Below are 16,643 nucleotides of genomic sequence, written 5' to 3'. Positions count from 1 at the left end.
TTCCGGTCTTTTTTATGAAGAGGTGTAAAAATTATTTTCCTCCAAAAATATTTCCCAGAATACTTCCGATTCCGCCGCTGTCGCCATCTTTCTTCTGGTTGTTATTATTTCCTAAAACACTGCCGATAATATCATTAAGTGGGTTTGATGAAGAGTTGGACTGTCCGCCCAACACATTTCCTATAATATCATTCAAAGGATTTGACTGCCCATTTTGTGCCTGTCCCGAAGCATTGCCTAGAATACCATCGAGCAAGCCTCCTAAACCGCCGGCTCCCACATTGTTCTGTTGTTTCTCTTTTCCGATATATCCCATAATGATCGGTGCGAGCATTGATAGCACAGGTCCGATTTTATCGATGGAAATTCCTGTTTTCTGAGATAACTGACTTTCCACGGTCTGCTTTTCTTCTCCAAAAATATGATTAAGGATAGAGTTTCCTTCGGATTGTCTTGCTTCGGCCTGGCTGACATCATTAAGAATACTTCCGTCATGATCTTTATCCAGCGCAGTATTTAAGGATTCTGCTTCGTTGGGAGACTGCGATTTTTTGCTGAGATAAGAAATAATAAGCGGGGCAGCTACCGCAAGCAATGCAAGGACCTGATTCCTGCTTATTCCGAATTTGTTTTCAGCCCTTTCTGCTACCTGATTGCCGGTGTTTCCGGTGAGTAAATCAATTAAGCCCATAGTTGATGATTTTTATTGTTACTATTCAGATCATCAAAAAATATTCCTAATACTTATATGAATATTAAACCAGGCGTAAATGTCATTATGCTGTTAATTCTTAACAATGGGTACATTTGAGCAGGCTTCGCCGAACATTAATGATTTTACGATAGGTTTCAGTTGTTCAACAAGCTCAATATAGGCGTTTTCAGGGATTTCTTTGTCCGAACATCCTTTTACCAGGACTCTTTTGCCGCGCATCTCCTCAAAATCATAATTTTTAACTGCGTTATGCATCAGAATTACTTCCAGATCTTCCCGGTTTCCAAAGACAATTTTTTTAGCAACATCCGTTAATCTGGCAGTGATTAAAAAGTACGCCCAAAGCGGAACAATAGCATCTGCCGAATTGTAGATGTATATATAAGCATCGCGGTATTCTTCAACATCAATCGCTGCAACTTTTTCACGGAAATCTTTCTCTTTTAGAATCATTTCCATAAAAAGAAAATCTTTAAGGTCAAGACCTTTCCTTACTCCTTTCGGTACGAGATCAGTTAGATCAAAATTGATCAGTCCGCTCTCTGCAACTTTATTCCGGATTTCAAATTCTTCTGACATTTTTATCATTATCTTTGAACAAATTTACAAATTAAGATGCAATGAAGTCCTAATTTGTTTTCTATAGCTGTTATAGAAACCTCCCATAATTTCATTTAAAGAATTAAAAAGAGATTCATAATGGCAATTTAAAATTAAAGATTTCACCAGAAATGAAATATTATATCATTGCCGGAGAAGCATCCGGAGATTTGCACGGAAGTAATTTAATGAAAGCGCTGAAACAGAAGGATCTCAATGCGGAGTTCAGATTCTGGGGAGGCGATCTTATGGCAAAACAGGGCGGGACCCTGGTTAAACATTATCGTGATCTTGCTTTTATGGGCTTTCTTGAAGTTGCCATGAACCTTCGCACTATCCTGAATAATATTAAATTTTGTAAAGAAGATATTCAAAATAATAAACCGGATGTTCTTATTCTGGTAGATTATCCTGGTTTTAATTTAAGGATTGCAAAATTTGCGAAAGAGCAGGGCATAAAGGTTGTCTATTATATTTCACCCCAACTCTGGGCATGGAAGGAGGGCAGGGTAGAGATCATCAGAAAATATGTGGATGAGATGATGGTAATTCTTCCTTTTGAAAAAGATTTTTATAGTAAACACGGTGTTTATTCCCATTTTGTAGGTCACCCTTTACTGGATGCCATCTCTACATTAGAAGAGATTAATACTGAGGATTTTAAAATACAGAACGGGTTAAACGAAAAAGAAATTATTGCATTACTGCCGGGCTCAAGAAAACAGGAAGTAGAAAAAATGCTGCAAATCATGCTTTCAGTACGTCCTTATTTTAAAGAATATCAGTTCATCATAGCCGGTGCGCCAAGTCTTCCCAAAGAGTTTTACGAAAAATATGTAGATGATAATGTGCATTTTGTGTCCAATAAAACGTACGATCTGCTGAGGTGTTCAAAAGCGGCTTTGGTAACCTCAGGAACAGCGACTCTTGAAACCGCTTTACTGAATATACCTGAAGTAGTCTGCTACCGCGGAAGTAAAGTCTCTTATGCTATTGCCAAAAGGCTGGTGAAGAATATAAAATACATTTCCCTGGTAAATCTCATTATGGATCGTGAAGTAGTGAAGGAATTGATTCAGAATGATTTAAATACCAATAATCTTGTGGTAGAACTGAAAAAAATACTGGCGACCGAAAAAAGATTTGAAGTATTCAGGGATTATGAGCTGTTACGGGAAAAGCTTGGCGGGAAAGGAGCTAGTGAAAATGCTGCAGACGTCATTTTAAACATGTAAAATTTAAATAAATACTCATTAATCGTGGAAAATTTTTCTGCGATTTTTCTTTTACTAAAAGAATTTTGGAAATTTTTTGAAGTTTTTAAATATTGCTGTGCGAATTTTCCATGAAATAAATATTTTTGGGAAAACACAAACTGTTGAAAAAGCAGCCTCTTCTTATTCTTGTTATCTTTTTTATTCTTGGAATTTTCTTTCAGGATACATTTTCTCTTAATGAAACTTATATTTTAACGATTGCAGGAATAATCCTGCTGATTTTAGCTTCAATATTTTTTAAAAACTATTTTCTGCACAGGCTAAAGCCTTATGTGCTGTGCTCAATGTTCTTTGGAGTCGGAATAATCCTGCATTTTCTAAATACTGATGAAAATCCGGTTTCTGTTGCTGGAAATTACGTCATCACATTCAAAATTTCCGGAAAGTTGAATTCAACCGAAAAGAGCAGGAAATATGAATCCGTAGTACAAGCCGAAAACAAAATCTTTAAAGCCATTGTTTATCACCCTAAAATTGAAAAAACACTCGACTTTAATCATTATTACCAGGCAAAAGCTTTTATTTCCAAACCCAAAGCTCCGCAATATGATTTTCAGTTTGATTATTCGAAATATTTAAAACGTAAAAACATTGATTTTCAATGTTATATCAATGGTGAGGTCCGTGTTGCGGAAAGAAATGATTTAAGTTTGAAAGAAAAGTTTTATCAGAAACGATGGGAAGTTCTCAAGAATATTGACCATACCCAGATGTCTTCAAAGGCTAAAGAATTCTTAAAAGGAATTATTCTTGCTGACCGTACGGAAATTGATGTGCAGACGGCTCAGGATTTCAGCAGATCCGGACTTGTGCATTTTCTGGCTATCTCGGGAACACATATTGTTGCGATTTTCGGGTTGTTTTATTTTTTATTGATTAAAATTTTACCGGTAAAGCATAGAAAATATGCGATTGTTTCAAGTCTTATTTTCATTTGGCTTTTTACTGCTTTTATTGGCTTTGGCAGTTCAGTGGTGCGTTCAAGCCTGATGCTGAGCAATTATTTTATTTATGTCCTGCTTCAGCGGAAGTCAGATCTTCTTCATTCTTTGGCGTTGTCCGCATTTGTCATTTTGCTTTCGGATACACAGCAAATATTCGATGTGGGATTCCAGTTGAGTTTCCTTGCGGTTTTAGGAATATTCTGGCTCAATCAACCGATTCTGAATATGCTTCCAAAACAGGACAATTGGCTAAAAAAGGTTATTTTTAATACGGTTTCCGTTTCCATTTCGGCTCAGCTGGCAACGCTTCCTCTTGTGCTGTATTACTTTCATCAGTTTTCATTCATTTCTATTATTGCAAATTTCTTTATTGTTCCTTTTTCTGAGATGATCATTATGTTTTCATTTTTAATGACTACTTTAATAGCTTTCAACATAAATTTCGAATATTTGAATAGATTGTATGAATTTATCATTAACATATTGCTTACGATAATCCATTGGTTTGCCGGATTTAATCATGTTTTTTTTGAAAATATTCCATTGAATTTGCCTGAGGTCTTTTCCCTGTTTTTAATAGTCATGTTGCTAAGACCTGTTATTTTAAAATGTAATCTTAAAAACTTCGTGAGATGTATGATGGCTGTTGTTGCTTTTTTTATATTGCGATGGGGTTTTGATCTGTATGAAATGAATAAACCTGAAGTTCTTGTTCATGATTTCTCTAAAAATAAAGTATTATCCATTAAGAAAAATAATGATGCCTGTTTCTGGATTGAAGAAAATTCGGATAAATCTAAAATTGTAAAATTTATCATAAACCCTTACTGTGCCTCACGACGTATAAAAAGAACGGAGATAAGAAGGCTTCCTAATGCAGTTCGAAAAATTGTTTATAAACATAAAATTTATGAAATAAATTAATTTTGATACGTAATGTTTTCCTTTATTTATAATATTTTAAGACTTATTTAGAAAGATTACAAACTGGCTATATGTGAGATTTCTCACTTTTTGTTGTAGTTAACATTTCTTAATTTTGTGGAAAATCAAATTTAAACTTATATGGCAGGTTTAACGAGTTCTACAATAGGTAGAAAATATGCTATGGCATTGTCGGCTATCTTTTTGCTGATATTTCTGGTAATGCACCTTTCTGTAAACCTTTTGTCGGTTTTTGGAGCAGATGCTTACAATAATGCTTCGCAGTTTATGGGGTATAATCCTCTTATTCAATTTGTAATGCAGCCGGTATTGATATTTGCTGTTGTTTTCCACTTTATAATGGGATTTGTTTTGGAAATTAAAAATCAGAAAGCACGTCCTGTTAAATATGAAGCTAATAATCCTTCTCACAATTCTACATGGATGTCGAGAAATATGATTATTTCAGGTGCCGTGGTATTGGCTTTTATTTTTCTTCACATGTATGATTTCTGGTTTCATGAAATGAACTACAAGTATCTGGACGGGTTGCCAATTGAAGAATCACGCTTCTGGGGAGATCTGCATGCTAAATTTGCAGATGCATGGAGAGTAATCATTTACATAATATCTTTCATTTTGCTGGGATTACACCTGGGACACGGTTTCCAGTCTTCATTCCAGTCTATCGGTGCAAGACACCCTAAATATACTCCTGTAATCATGGCATTTGGAAAATGGTATTCCATCCTGATTCCTGCAGGTTTTATCTTTATCGCAATTTATCACTTTGTAACTCAATAATATCAATATACTAATATGAGTAAATTAGATTCAAAAATTCCGGCGGGTCCTTTAAAGGATAAGTGGAAAAATCATAAGGACCATATGAACCTTGTTGCACCAAACAACAGAGACAAGATTGATATTATTGTTGTTGGAACAGGTTTGGCAGGAGGTTCTGCTGCTGCTACACTAGCAGAGCAGGGATACAATGTAAAAGCGTTCTGTTATCAGGATTCTCCAAGAAGAGCACACTCTATTGCCGCTCAGGGAGGTATTAACGCAGCTAAAAATTATCAGGGAGACGGAGACTCTACCTACAGATTATTCTACGATACCATCAAAGGTGGTGACTATAGAGCAAGAGAAGCAAACGTATACCGATTGGCAGAAGTTTCTGCAAATATTATCGACCAGTGTGTTGCTCAAGGTGTTCCTTTCGGACGTGAGTACGGAGGCCAGCTTGATAACCGTTCATTTGGTGGGGTTCAGGTAAAAAGAACATTCTATGCTAAAGGACAGACGGGACAGCAGTTATTATTAGGAGCTTATTCAGCCATGAGCCGTCAGATCGGTAAAGGAAGAATTAAGATGTACAACCGTCATGAAATGATGGATCTTGTGATTGTAGACGGAAAGGCAAGAGGGATTATCGCCAGAAACCTTGTAACAGGTGAAATCGAAAGACATTCTGCGCACGCCGTAGTAATTGCATCCGGAGGATACGGAAATGTATATTTCCTTTCTACCAACGCAATGGGCTCCAACGTTTCTGCAGCCTGGAAAATCCACAAAAAAGGAGCGTACTTCGCAAACCCTTGTTATGTGCAGATTCACCCTACATGTATTCCGGTTCACGGAACACAGCAGTCTAAACTGACTTTGATGTCTGAATCTTTAAGAAACTCAGGAAGAATCTGGGTTCCTAAAAACATTGCCGACGCAGAAGCCATCAGAGCAGGAAAGCTTAGGCCTGAAAATATTAAAGAAGAAGACAGAGATTATTATCTTGAAAGAAGATATCCTGCTTTCGGTAATCTTGTACCTAGAGACGTTGCATCAAGAGCTGCTAAAGAAAGATGTGACGCCGGATACGGAATCGAAAACAATGATACTCAGGAAGGCGTTTACCTGGATTTCTCTACAGAGATCATGAAAAAAGGTAGAGAAGCCGCTATTGAAAAGCATATTCATAATCCTACTGATCAGCAGATCTATGATTTAGGGAAAAGCTGGGTTGAAGAAAAATATGGTAATCTATTCGTAATGTATGAAAAAATTACGGCTGATGATCCATATAAAACCCCAATGAAGATTTATCCTGCCGTTCACTACACCATGGGTGGAGTTTGGGTAGATTACAACCTTCAGTCTACCATTCCGGGATGTTTCGTAATTGGAGAAGCAAATTTCTCTGATCACGGAGCCAACAGATTGGGAGCCTCTGCTCTAATGCAGGGACTTGCAGACGGATATTTCGTGCTTCCTTACACGATTGCAGATTATCTTTCTGCAGACATCAGAACAGGATCTATTCCTACCAATTCTTCATCTTTCGATGAAGCAGAAAAAGGAATCAAAGAAAAAATAGATTTCTTCCTTAATAATAACGGAACACATTCTGTTGACCACTTCCACAAAAGGTTAGGAAACATTATGTGGAATAAAGTAGGTATGGGAAGAACACCTGAAGGTTTAAGAGAAGCCATCAGAGAAATTGAAGAAGTAAGAAATGATTTCTGGAAAAATGTAAAAGTTCCCGGAGATAATGATGGTATGAATACCGAGCTGGAAAAAGCATTCAGAGTAGCAGATTTCTTAGAGCTTGGACAATTGATGGCTATCGATGCATTGCATAGAAACGAATCTTGTGGAGGACATTTCCGTGAAGATCACTCAACTCCGGACGGAGAAGCTGAAAGAGATGACGTAAACTTCAAATATGTAGGAGCATGGGAATATCAGGGAGAAGATATCAATACAGAAGTATTGCACAAAGAAGAGCTGATCTACGAAAATATTGAGGTGAAAACTAGAAGTTACAAATAACAGATATGAAGAGTTTAAAAAAAGTACTTTTGTTTTTTGTAATCCTCTCCGGATGTTCTGTTTTTGCTCAGAAAGTAACAACACAGGCTATTGATAAACCTGCTGAAGGAAAATCTCTGGTGTATATTTTAAAAACCGGAGCGGGTATGCTGCTTAACTTCAGGGTTTATGATAAAGATAAATTCCTGGGAGCTATTCCTAGCGGGAAATATTTAGTTTATGAATGTGAGCCTGGTGAACATTTATTTTGGGCTACATCAGAAAACAGAGATTATGTTGAAGCCAACCTCGAACCCAATATGGTATATGTGATTAATGCGGAAGGCCAAATGGGAGCTTTCATCGCAAGTGTTAACCTTAGACCTTTGAAACCTACAGAATTCAGAGATAAAAAGCTTTTTTATCAGGTGGTAAAAAATGACACTAAGACAATATATCAGCCATCACAGGACGACAAAGCTGAGAATATCGCCAAAGCAATGGAAAAATATCAGGAGCTGAAAAGCAGAAATTCTAATAAAATTGCAGTTTTAAGTTCAGATATGAAATTTGAAAATGCAGACAAACCAACAAAATAATCTCCAACCTATAAATATAAAATTATGAGTGCAAAAAAAGGCTTACATCTTACGCTGAAAATTTGGAGACAAAAAAATAATAAATCTAAAGGTCAGTTTGAGACTTATAAAATATCGGATGTTTCTACAGATTCTTCATTTCTGGAAATGTTGGACATCCTTAATGAAAATCTTATTAACGAAGGAAAAGAGCCTATCGCTTTCGATCACGACTGTCGTGAAGGGATCTGCGGAATGTGTTCTCTTTACATCAATGGTAGAGCGCACGGTCCGGACACAGGGATCACAACCTGTCAGCTTCACATGAGAATGTTCAAAGACGGTGAGACCATCGTTATTGAACCTTGGAGAAGTGCTGCATTTCCGGTAATTAAAGATTTAATTGTAGACCGAAGCGCATTCGACAGAGTAATGGCTGCTGGTGGTTTTATTTCAGTAAACACTTCAGGAAATACATTGGATGCCAATGCGATTCCGGTTCCAAAAGAAGATGCTGATAAGGCAATGGATGCTGCAGCATGTATCTCTTGCGGTGCCTGTGTAGCTTCTTGTAAAAACGGATCTGCAATGCTGTTTGTGGGTGCAAAAGTTTCTCAGTATGCACTTTTACCTCAAGGTAGAGTAGAAGCGAAGCGAAGAGTGCTGAATATGGTAAAAGCCATGGATGAAGAAGGATTCGGAAACTGTTCCAATACCGGTGCGTGTGAAGTAGAATGTCCGAAAGGAATTTCTCTTGAGAACATCGCCAGAATGAACAGGGAATATATGGCAGCATTTGTTGACAGAGGATAAAAAATTATTAAAATAAAATAAAAGCAGCTTTCATAAGAAGGCTGCTTTTTGGTTACAGCAATATTCTTCTGAAAAAATTAATACAGATGTTTCAATTTACAAATGGAAACTTATAAACATTTTATATTGTTTTTATTGATTGAATAATCATGGAAAATTAATGTAATTTCAAATACACATTCTAATAAATTTAATTGTTTACTACGCGAAATCATGGCTTTTATTTCTTTTAGTTAAATGTTTCATAAATTACCATGAAATATGATATTTAGTTGAGATGAAAAACTTATTTTTGCGTAATTATAAAATTCGAAATGAAAAAATATCTTTTATTGTTTATCATCGCTGTTTTTGCGATGTCTTGCTCTAAAAAAGTAGAAGTAAAAGGAAAAATTACCGGCGGTTCTCCATTAGAAAGAATCGAATTTATTGAAGCATCAGGTGTTGCTACTTTACCACTGATTAACATTGGGATCAACAAAGACGGAACGTTCTCCGGGAGTTTTGAGGCTCCGAAAAGCGGAATGTATGTAATGTCGTATGGCGGAAAACAAAACCTGATCTATCTTAAAGGTGGCCAGAAACTTGAAATTACAGGTAACGGGATGAGCTTCCCATCAGAATTCGTAGTTACGGGTGATGCTAAAAATAATAATGATTTCTTTACGGCTACACAAAAATATCTTTCTACCTATGCTCAGACTGTGAATATGAATGAGCTGATGACAAAAGATGAAAAAACTTTTCTTAAAGGCATTGAAAAAGTTCAGGCCGATGTTACTAAAAACATAGAAGAAAACGTTAAAAAATTCAGCCCGGACAACGGATTAGTGGAGTGGAAAAAGAATGATCTTGCAAGCACATTGCTTACGATCCTGAATCAATACGAAATGAGTCACAAACAAATGGGTAACCCTTCATTCAAAGTGACAAAAGCTTTTACGGATTATGAAAACAAGCTTCAGGAAAATAAAGAGGTAATGGTAAAAGAAAATCCTTTCTACAGACAATACCTTTTAACAAAAATGAGCCCGGATTTCCAGAAATATGCTCAGGCAAACGGTGCGGGAAAACCGGATATTACAACTTCAGAATTATTTGCAGAATACCTGAAGAAAAATCAGAAAGATCTTTCACAAACAGCTAAAGATTACTTATTGGCTTTTGTAATGGCGCAATCTGATATTCATCCGGGAACTCCTGAAAAAACAATAGAGAAAATTAAAAAAATCATCGATACGGATATCAAAGACGCTACCATTAAAGAAGATTTAAAGAAAATTCAGTTTGCTATCAACGGTTTCAAAATCGGAGAGCAGGCTCCTGAAGCATCTCTTATCAAAGCAGACGGAAAATCGTACAGTCTTTCTTCAAACAAAGGAAAACCTTACATGATGATGTTTTATGCATCCTGGAATCCTTATATCGGAGAAGCCTCAATTCCTGTTTTAAAAGAAGTTGTGAATTTCTATAAGTCAAAAATGAACTTCGTTTTTGTAAATGTTGATGATACAAAAGATCAGTTTGTAAAAACTAGCAATTCGCTGATGAAAGGAATTACCGGAATCAATGTATACGGTGAAGGAGGATTAAATTCAGATATTGCTAAAAAATATGGAGTGTACGGTTTCAAATTACCATGCTTCATTGTTGTTGATAAAGACGGAAAAATAGCAAGCAAGCCGTTCTTTAATCTTGGAGATCCTGAATTGGTAATCGCTCTGGATAAACAAACAGGACTTTCTGCACCAAAGGTAAATCCTAATGCTCAATTGCAGCCGGGATTAGGGATGGATCCTTCTGCTGCACCCCAGCAAGTGCCGCAACAACAGGCAAATCCTCAGCCGGCTCAGACAAAATAATTTAAATTGAATATAGATAAAAACCTTGTCTTCGGATAAGGTTTTTTTTATTGTATTTTTGCAGACCGGAATAGAGTTGTTTTTTTTCGGGCATTTGTCAAAGTTCAGATCTCTGGCAATTTAAACAGTAAAACAGAAAAAATTCTTAATGAAAAAGAGAAATAAGAAAAATATTATTCTTGAAAATATCAGACTTTTAAATGCAGGTGCAAAAGGTGTTGCTATTGGCAGAACCGAAGAAGGAAAAACCGTAATGGTAACGGGTGCAATTCCCGGGGATATCGTGAATGTAAAAGTAAAGAAAGCGAAATCAAAATATTACGAAGGAGAAGCAGTAGATCTTCTTGAAAAATCACCGTACAGAGTAGATCCGAAATGTATCCATTTCGGGGTTTGCGGAGGGTGCAAATGGCAGAATATGAGCTATGAAAAGCAACTGGATTTCAAACAGGAAGAAGTTTATAATAATATCAAGAGAATCGGAGGGATTGATCATTTTGAAACAGTGCCTATTTTAGGTTCGGAAGAGCAGTATTATTACAGAAATAAAATGGAGTTCTCTTTTTCAAATTCCCGCTGGCTTACGCAGTATGAAATCAGTTCGGAAGAAAATTTCGGAAACAGAGATGCGCTGGGCTTTCACATTCCCGGAATGTGGAGTAAAATTCTGGATCTTAAAGAATGCTTCCTTCAGGAGGAACCTTCAAACACCATCAGGCTTGCTGTAAAAGAGTATGCCGTGAAAAATGGTCTTGACTTCTTTGATGTTAGAAATCATGAAGGCTTTCTAAGAACTCTGATGATGAGACAAAACTCACAAGGGGAGTGGATGGTCCTTTTCCAGCTTTTCAGAGAAGAAAAAGAAAACAGGGAAAAACTCTTCCAATTTCTGCTTGAAACATTTCCTCAGATTAAAACAATGGTTTATGCCATCAATCCGAAAGCGAACGATTCCATCTATGATTTGGATATCAACGTTTACTTTGGGGAAGGATATCTAATGGAAGAAATGGATGGCTTGAAATTCAAAATCGGTCCGAAATCCTTCTTTCAGACCAATTACAAACAGGCGCTTGAACTCTACAGAAAAACATTGGAATTTGCAGATTTGAAGGGTGATGAAGTAGTGTATGATCTTTATACCGGAACGGGAACGATTGCTCAATATGTGGCAAGAAAAGCAAAGCAGGTTATTGGGATAGAATCTGTTCAGGAAGCAATTGATGCAGCAATAGAACATGCACAGCTGAACGGGCTTACCAACACAACATTTTATTGTGGTGATATGAAGGATATTTTTAATGATGAATTTCTTGCCAATCATCCAAAAGCGGATGTTCTTATTACGGATCCCCCAAGAGACGGGATGCATCAGAAAGTGGTAGAGCAGATCCTGAAGCTGGCGCCGCAGAAGGTAGTATATGTGAGCTGTAATTCTGCTACACAGGCGCGTGACCTGGCATTAATGAAAGATCATTATGATGTTGTTAAAATTTTGCCTGTGGATATGTTCCCGCAAACCCACCATGTAGAGAATATTGCATTGCTCCTTAAGAAATAATTTATTTAAATTTGACAAACATCATCTATAATATGAAATCTTTTAAATTTCTGTTTGCTTTATGTTGTATCAGCCTGCTTTTTTCATGCGGTGCTGATGATGATATCTGTGAAAGCGGAGAAGGAACGCCAAGAATGAAATTCTCTTTCCTTAACGCAGAAAACGGTAAAGAAAGAACTCTTGACTCTCTTTATGTTGCCGTAGATTACGGCACCGGAAAAGTTCAGCTGGGGGGTGAGGCGAAAATAACTTCCAGAATAATTCCTTTAAGAGTAGATGATTCACCATATACGGATGTTTACTTTAGAACCACTAATCTGGGAACAGAATCCAGGGTAAGGGTAAATTATACCACCAAAGCTGTTTATGTTTCCCCGGGATGCGGAATTAAAAAAACATATGAAAATTTAAATTCGGTACTAACGACATCTGCAAATGCTCCTGTAAAAGCTATTCAGGACGGACAAAATTTTATTGAAAATGAAGACAAAACCAATCTTTACCTTCTTTTTTAGTGTAATCTATATCCTGAGTTTTGCTCAGAATACCCAGGAAACAAAAAAAGAAAAATGGAAATATGAACCTAATTTTATGGTAGGCGGCGATGTACTGAATGCAGGCGTATCTTTTTTTTCAGACAGAAAGCTTTACCAGGGATTTATTTCTTCTAAAATAAAAAATAATATTCATGGTATTGTAGAAGCCGGATTTGAATCCAATATTTACCAGAAAAACGGGTATGACGTAAAGGCGAACGGACCTTTTCTGAAAATCGGGGCTTTTTATATGCTTGCAAAAGATCCGGAAAATGAATTTAACGGTTTCTATGCCGGAGGTAAAATCGGAGGATCTTTTTATACTCAGGAATATATGGCGGTTCCTGTCCGCGGTTTTGGCGGGAGTAGTTCTTCTGTTTCTTTTCCGTCATCTTCACAGTCATCTTACTGGCTGGAAGGAACCATAGGTGGGAGAGTTCAGCTCTTTGAATCCAATTTTTTCATTGATGTAAACCTTCAGCCACGATACCTTGTTGCCACAAGCAAGCAAGAAGATATTCAGCCAATGATTGTACCCGGATTCGGAAGAAGTTCATCAAAATTCAATATGGGGTTCGCATGGAATATTGCTTATAAGTTTTAAATTACGGTATCATAAAAATTAATCCTTCCTGTTATCAGGAAGGATTTTATATTTCTTAATGTTAAAATATCAATTAAGCTGTTATTGCTGAATTTTTAATGTTCTTTATGTTTTATTATGTATTTTAAAATGATTTGTTGTTTATAAAATGTATTATATCTTAAAATTGTTAATTTATGCGTTTTTATTTATAATAATAATTAATTATTTTTTATTTTTTAACATTAAAACATTCCTGATACTGCGTTTTTATTAGGTGAAAACTCGCAAATGATATATATTTGCAATTGATAAAATTATCCTTTTATGAAAAAACTTATTACTACTTTAATTTGTAGTTTGGTCGGGGGAACAATGTTTGCGCAGTGGACTCCGGCTAATTATGAAGGAAGGTCAGAGAAATCTTCTAATGTGAGAAGTTATTATAAGTTGGATCTTAATAAAATAAGAACCCAGCTTAAAGATGCTCAGGAGACAGGGAAAAATGCAAAGCCCGTGGAAATTTCTTTGCCAACGATGGATGGTAAAATAGAAAAATTTGCAGTTTATAGTCAGCCGGTTGTGGTAAAAGAACTGGCCGACCAATATCAGCTGGGATCTTATGTAGGAATTGGTATTGATGATCCTTCTAAGTATTTGAGATTTTCTGTAGCGCCTAATGATTTTCAGTCAATGATCATTAAAGACGGGGTTTATGAATTTATAGAACCTCAGAATGCTGATAAAACGATCTACGGAGTGCATCCTAAAACAGATAAGTCAAAAGGAGAAGCATTCGTATGTGGTACTAATGAAAGTCCTTTATCAAAACAACAGATCAGTGAGCTTTACTCAAAAGGAAAAAGCTTTCAGAACAACCCAACAAATTTTGCGAAAAACTCAGACCAGAAATACAGAACTATGAGGCTGGCAATGTCTGTAACCGGAGAATATACGCAGTTTTTTGGAGGGACAGTGGCAGGAGCCCTTACGGCTATTAATGCTACGATGACAAGGGTAAATGGTGTTTTTGAAAAAGACTTTGCTTTACATCTGATTGTTCAGAGTTTTCCCGGGGTGATTTATACAAACCCTGCGACGGACCCTTATTCTCCAGCTTCTTCAGGAGCTGCAGGTGCATGGAATCTTGAACTTCAAAATGTTTTGACAACAAATGTCGGAAACGGAAATTATGATATAGGACATTTATTTGGTGCTTCAGGAGGTGGAGGTAATGCAGGCTGTATAGGCTGTGTGTGTTTAAATCCTGCCGATTCCCAATCTCCAGGTAAAGGTTCAGGATATACGTCTCCTGCCGACGCTATTCCTCAGGGGGATAACTTCGATATTGATTATGTGGCTCATGAAATGGGACATCAGTTGGGAGCTAATCATACTTTCTCTCATAATATTGAAGGAACATTAGTGAATATGGAGCCAGGGTCCGGATCAACAATTATGGGGTATGCAGGAATTGTTCCGGGAGCGAATGTACAAGCTCATTCAGATCCTTATTTTCACATAGCGAGTATTTTACAGGTACAAAGCAATCTATCTAGTAAGACATGTGATATTGAAACAAATATTACGAACAATCCACCTATAATAGGAGCATTAAATGATTATACTATTCCGAAAGGAACAGCATTTGTTCTTACTGCAACAGCAACAGATCCTGAAAATGATCCTATGACATACACCTGGGAACAGTTTGACAGCGCAAATACTCCAGTAACAAGTGTTACAGGAAATAATACGACAGGGGCGCTGTTCAGATCTGTAGTGCCAACTTCTACCGGAAATACAAGATATTTTCCTAAGTTATCTTCAGTATTAGCCGGAAATTTAACAGTTCCCTCTATTTGGGAAACGGTATCAAATGTGGCAAGAACAACCAGTTTCGTATTGACTGTAAGAGATAATAATCCTGTTTCTACATCACAGCAAACACAAAGTGATATTGTGAATGTTACAGTAGGAAGTGATGGCCCCTTCAAAGTAAGTTCAACGCAGGTATATCACAATACATCGGCGGCTTTAATATGGGATACTGCAGGTACTAGTGCTGCACCATATAATGTATCGAATGTAAAAATCGATTATACGACCGATAATGGTAATACATGGACTGTGCTTTCTGCATCTACACCAAATGACGGATCTGAAAGTTATACTTTCCCTTCATCATTAAACGGTCAAAATATTAAAATAAGAATTTCATCGATCGGCAATATCTTCTATGCTATTAAGCAGGTGTTGGTAACCGCAGCAGCGCCATGTAGTTCTGCAGCTCCAACAAATATTGCGGTAAGCGCTATTACCTCATCTTCTGCAATGATAAGCTGGAATCCTTCAATAGGGGTAACTTCTTATGCAGTAAGATATAAAAAAGTAACAGAATCAGTTTGGCAGCAGACTACTGCAACCGGAAATGCTGTTACTTTGTCAGGATTGGAAGAAGGAACAAAATATGATCTTCAGGTATTGACATTTTGTTCTGGAACTCCTGGTACTTATAGTGCTAATACTCCATTTGTAACAGCTTCTTCATTAACATATTGCTCTCTTACATCAGCTGATTCTTCAGACGAATATATTTCTAATGTAACATTGGCCAACGTAAATAATACTACCGGAGCATCAACATATACTGACTATGGTTTGGATGGTACAAAAACAATCCATCTGGTTAGCGGATCTACAGGGAATACTGTTTCGGTTACCAAGACTTGGACAGGAAATACTTATCTGGAAGGAGTAAGAGTATGGATTGACTTCAATAGAAATGGTACATTTGAATCATCAGAATTGGTATTGAATTCAGCACCAAGTGTAACTCCAACAGTAAGTGCTACATTTACAGTACCAACAACTGCAGTTCAGAATAAGATGCTTAAAATGAGAGTAGCGCTTCGTTATAATGCCTCTGCTACTGCATGTACATCATACGATTATGGTGAAGTTGAAGACTATAACGTTTTCGTGACACCAACGGTTTTAGGAACAAACGATGTTGCCGGACCTAAAAATGATATTCAAATTTATCCGAATCCTGTATCAGATATCTTAAACATCACCAAAGTTTCTGATAAGGCATCTTATAAAATTTACAGCGCTGCCGGTCAATTGGTAAGACAAGGGAATATTATTGACGGAAAAATCAATGTTTCCGAACTGATCAAAGGTGGTTATATAATTACTGTTGAAGAAAAAGGAAAAGATTTATTCACTTCCAAATTCATCAAGAAATAATAAGATAATTTTAAATGATTAATTCAATCCCCGGGGAAGCCCGGGGATTTTTTTATTGTGCTGTAAAGGGCTTGAATAAATCTGCTATTATTTATGAATAATTTTAAAATACGGTAAATGCATTTGTGAAAAATAACTATTGCAAGAGTTGGTTTGAATAATTGTGAATTTAGTATGAAAAAAATAT

13 protein-coding genes are annotated in these 16,643 nt (G+C 36.6%); 11 read left to right on the top strand and 2 right to left on the bottom strand.

Going from position 1 to position 16,643, the window contains the following annotated elements; translation table 11 throughout:
- Positions 1-31 precede the first annotated feature (31 nt).
- Entirely contained in the window at positions 32-691 is a 660-nt protein-coding gene (locus U9K52_RS15045; protein ID WP_322927222.1) for a DUF937 domain-containing protein, read from the bottom strand.
- 93 nt (positions 692-784) lie between these two features.
- On the bottom strand, positions 785-1,294 hold the full coding sequence (locus U9K52_RS15040) for a DUF2480 family protein (protein ID WP_248388524.1): 510 nt from the start codon (positions 1,292-1,294) through the stop codon (positions 785-787).
- Positions 1,295-1,446: 152 nt separating this feature from the next.
- Here U9K52_RS15040 and lpxB point away from each other — a divergent pair, with 152 nt between their 5' ends.
- The 11 genes from lpxB to U9K52_RS14985 all read left to right on the top strand — a co-directional run bounded on the left by lpxB (position 1,447) and on the right by U9K52_RS14985 (position 16,456).
- Complete coding sequence (lpxB, locus tag U9K52_RS15035; protein WP_322927221.1) at positions 1,447-2,550, top strand: lipid-A-disaccharide synthase; 1,104 nt, start codon at positions 1,447-1,449, stop codon at positions 2,548-2,550.
- 125 nt (positions 2,551-2,675) lie between these two features.
- Positions 2,676-4,460, top strand: coding sequence for a ComEC/Rec2 family competence protein (locus U9K52_RS15030; protein ID WP_322927220.1), 1,785 nt, complete (start codon positions 2,676-2,678; stop codon positions 4,458-4,460).
- A gap of 141 nt (positions 4,461-4,601) precedes the next feature.
- Entirely contained in the window at positions 4,602-5,264 is a 663-nt protein-coding gene (locus tag U9K52_RS15025) for a succinate dehydrogenase cytochrome b subunit (RefSeq protein ID WP_322927219.1), read from the top strand.
- Between the two features lie 15 nt (positions 5,265-5,279).
- A complete protein-coding gene (locus U9K52_RS15020) occupies positions 5,280-7,292 on the top strand; it encodes a fumarate reductase/succinate dehydrogenase flavoprotein subunit (protein ID WP_248388517.1) in 2,013 nt (670 codons plus the stop codon).
- A gap of 5 nt (positions 7,293-7,297) precedes the next feature.
- Positions 7,298-7,870 (top strand): hypothetical protein, encoded by a 573-nt coding sequence (locus tag U9K52_RS15015; protein ID WP_263602214.1) that lies wholly within the window; start codon positions 7,298-7,300, stop codon positions 7,868-7,870.
- A gap of 24 nt (positions 7,871-7,894) precedes the next feature.
- Positions 7,895-8,662 carry a succinate dehydrogenase/fumarate reductase iron-sulfur subunit gene (locus tag U9K52_RS15010; RefSeq protein ID WP_072883500.1) on the top strand — a complete coding sequence of 256 codons (768 nt, stop codon included), beginning with the start codon at positions 7,895-7,897 and terminating at the stop codon, positions 8,660-8,662.
- A gap of 314 nt (positions 8,663-8,976) precedes the next feature.
- Entirely contained in the window at positions 8,977-10,524 is a 1,548-nt protein-coding gene (locus U9K52_RS15005; protein WP_322927218.1) for a TlpA disulfide reductase family protein, read from the top strand.
- Between the two features lie 148 nt (positions 10,525-10,672).
- Positions 10,673-12,085: a 23S rRNA (uracil(1939)-C(5))-methyltransferase RlmD gene (gene rlmD / locus U9K52_RS15000; protein ID WP_263602216.1), complete on the top strand. Its 1,413-nt coding sequence runs from the start codon at positions 10,673-10,675 to the stop codon at positions 12,083-12,085.
- A gap of 32 nt (positions 12,086-12,117) precedes the next feature.
- Positions 12,118-12,600 carry a hypothetical protein gene (locus U9K52_RS14995; protein WP_263602217.1) on the top strand — a complete coding sequence of 161 codons (483 nt, stop codon included), beginning with the start codon at positions 12,118-12,120 and terminating at the stop codon, positions 12,598-12,600.
- Positions 12,566-13,225 (top strand): DUF6048 family protein, encoded by a 660-nt coding sequence (locus U9K52_RS14990; RefSeq protein WP_263602218.1) that lies wholly within the window; start codon positions 12,566-12,568, stop codon positions 13,223-13,225. The genes U9K52_RS14995 and U9K52_RS14990 overlap by 35 nt, the downstream gene beginning before the upstream one ends.
- 306 nt (positions 13,226-13,531) lie before the next feature.
- A complete protein-coding gene (locus tag U9K52_RS14985; protein WP_263602219.1) occupies positions 13,532-16,456 on the top strand; it encodes a reprolysin-like metallopeptidase in 2,925 nt (974 codons plus the stop codon).
- The last annotated feature ends 187 nt before the right edge of the window (positions 16,457-16,643 follow it).

Origin of the sequence: Chryseobacterium sp. MHB01, from assembly GCF_034651565.1 — a bacterium.
In the GTDB taxonomy this organism is placed as follows: domain Bacteria; phylum Bacteroidota; class Bacteroidia; order Flavobacteriales; family Weeksellaceae; genus Chryseobacterium; species Chryseobacterium nepalense.
Note: the sequence above shows the minus strand (reverse complement) of the source record. Positions and strands in the feature narration are given on the sequence as shown.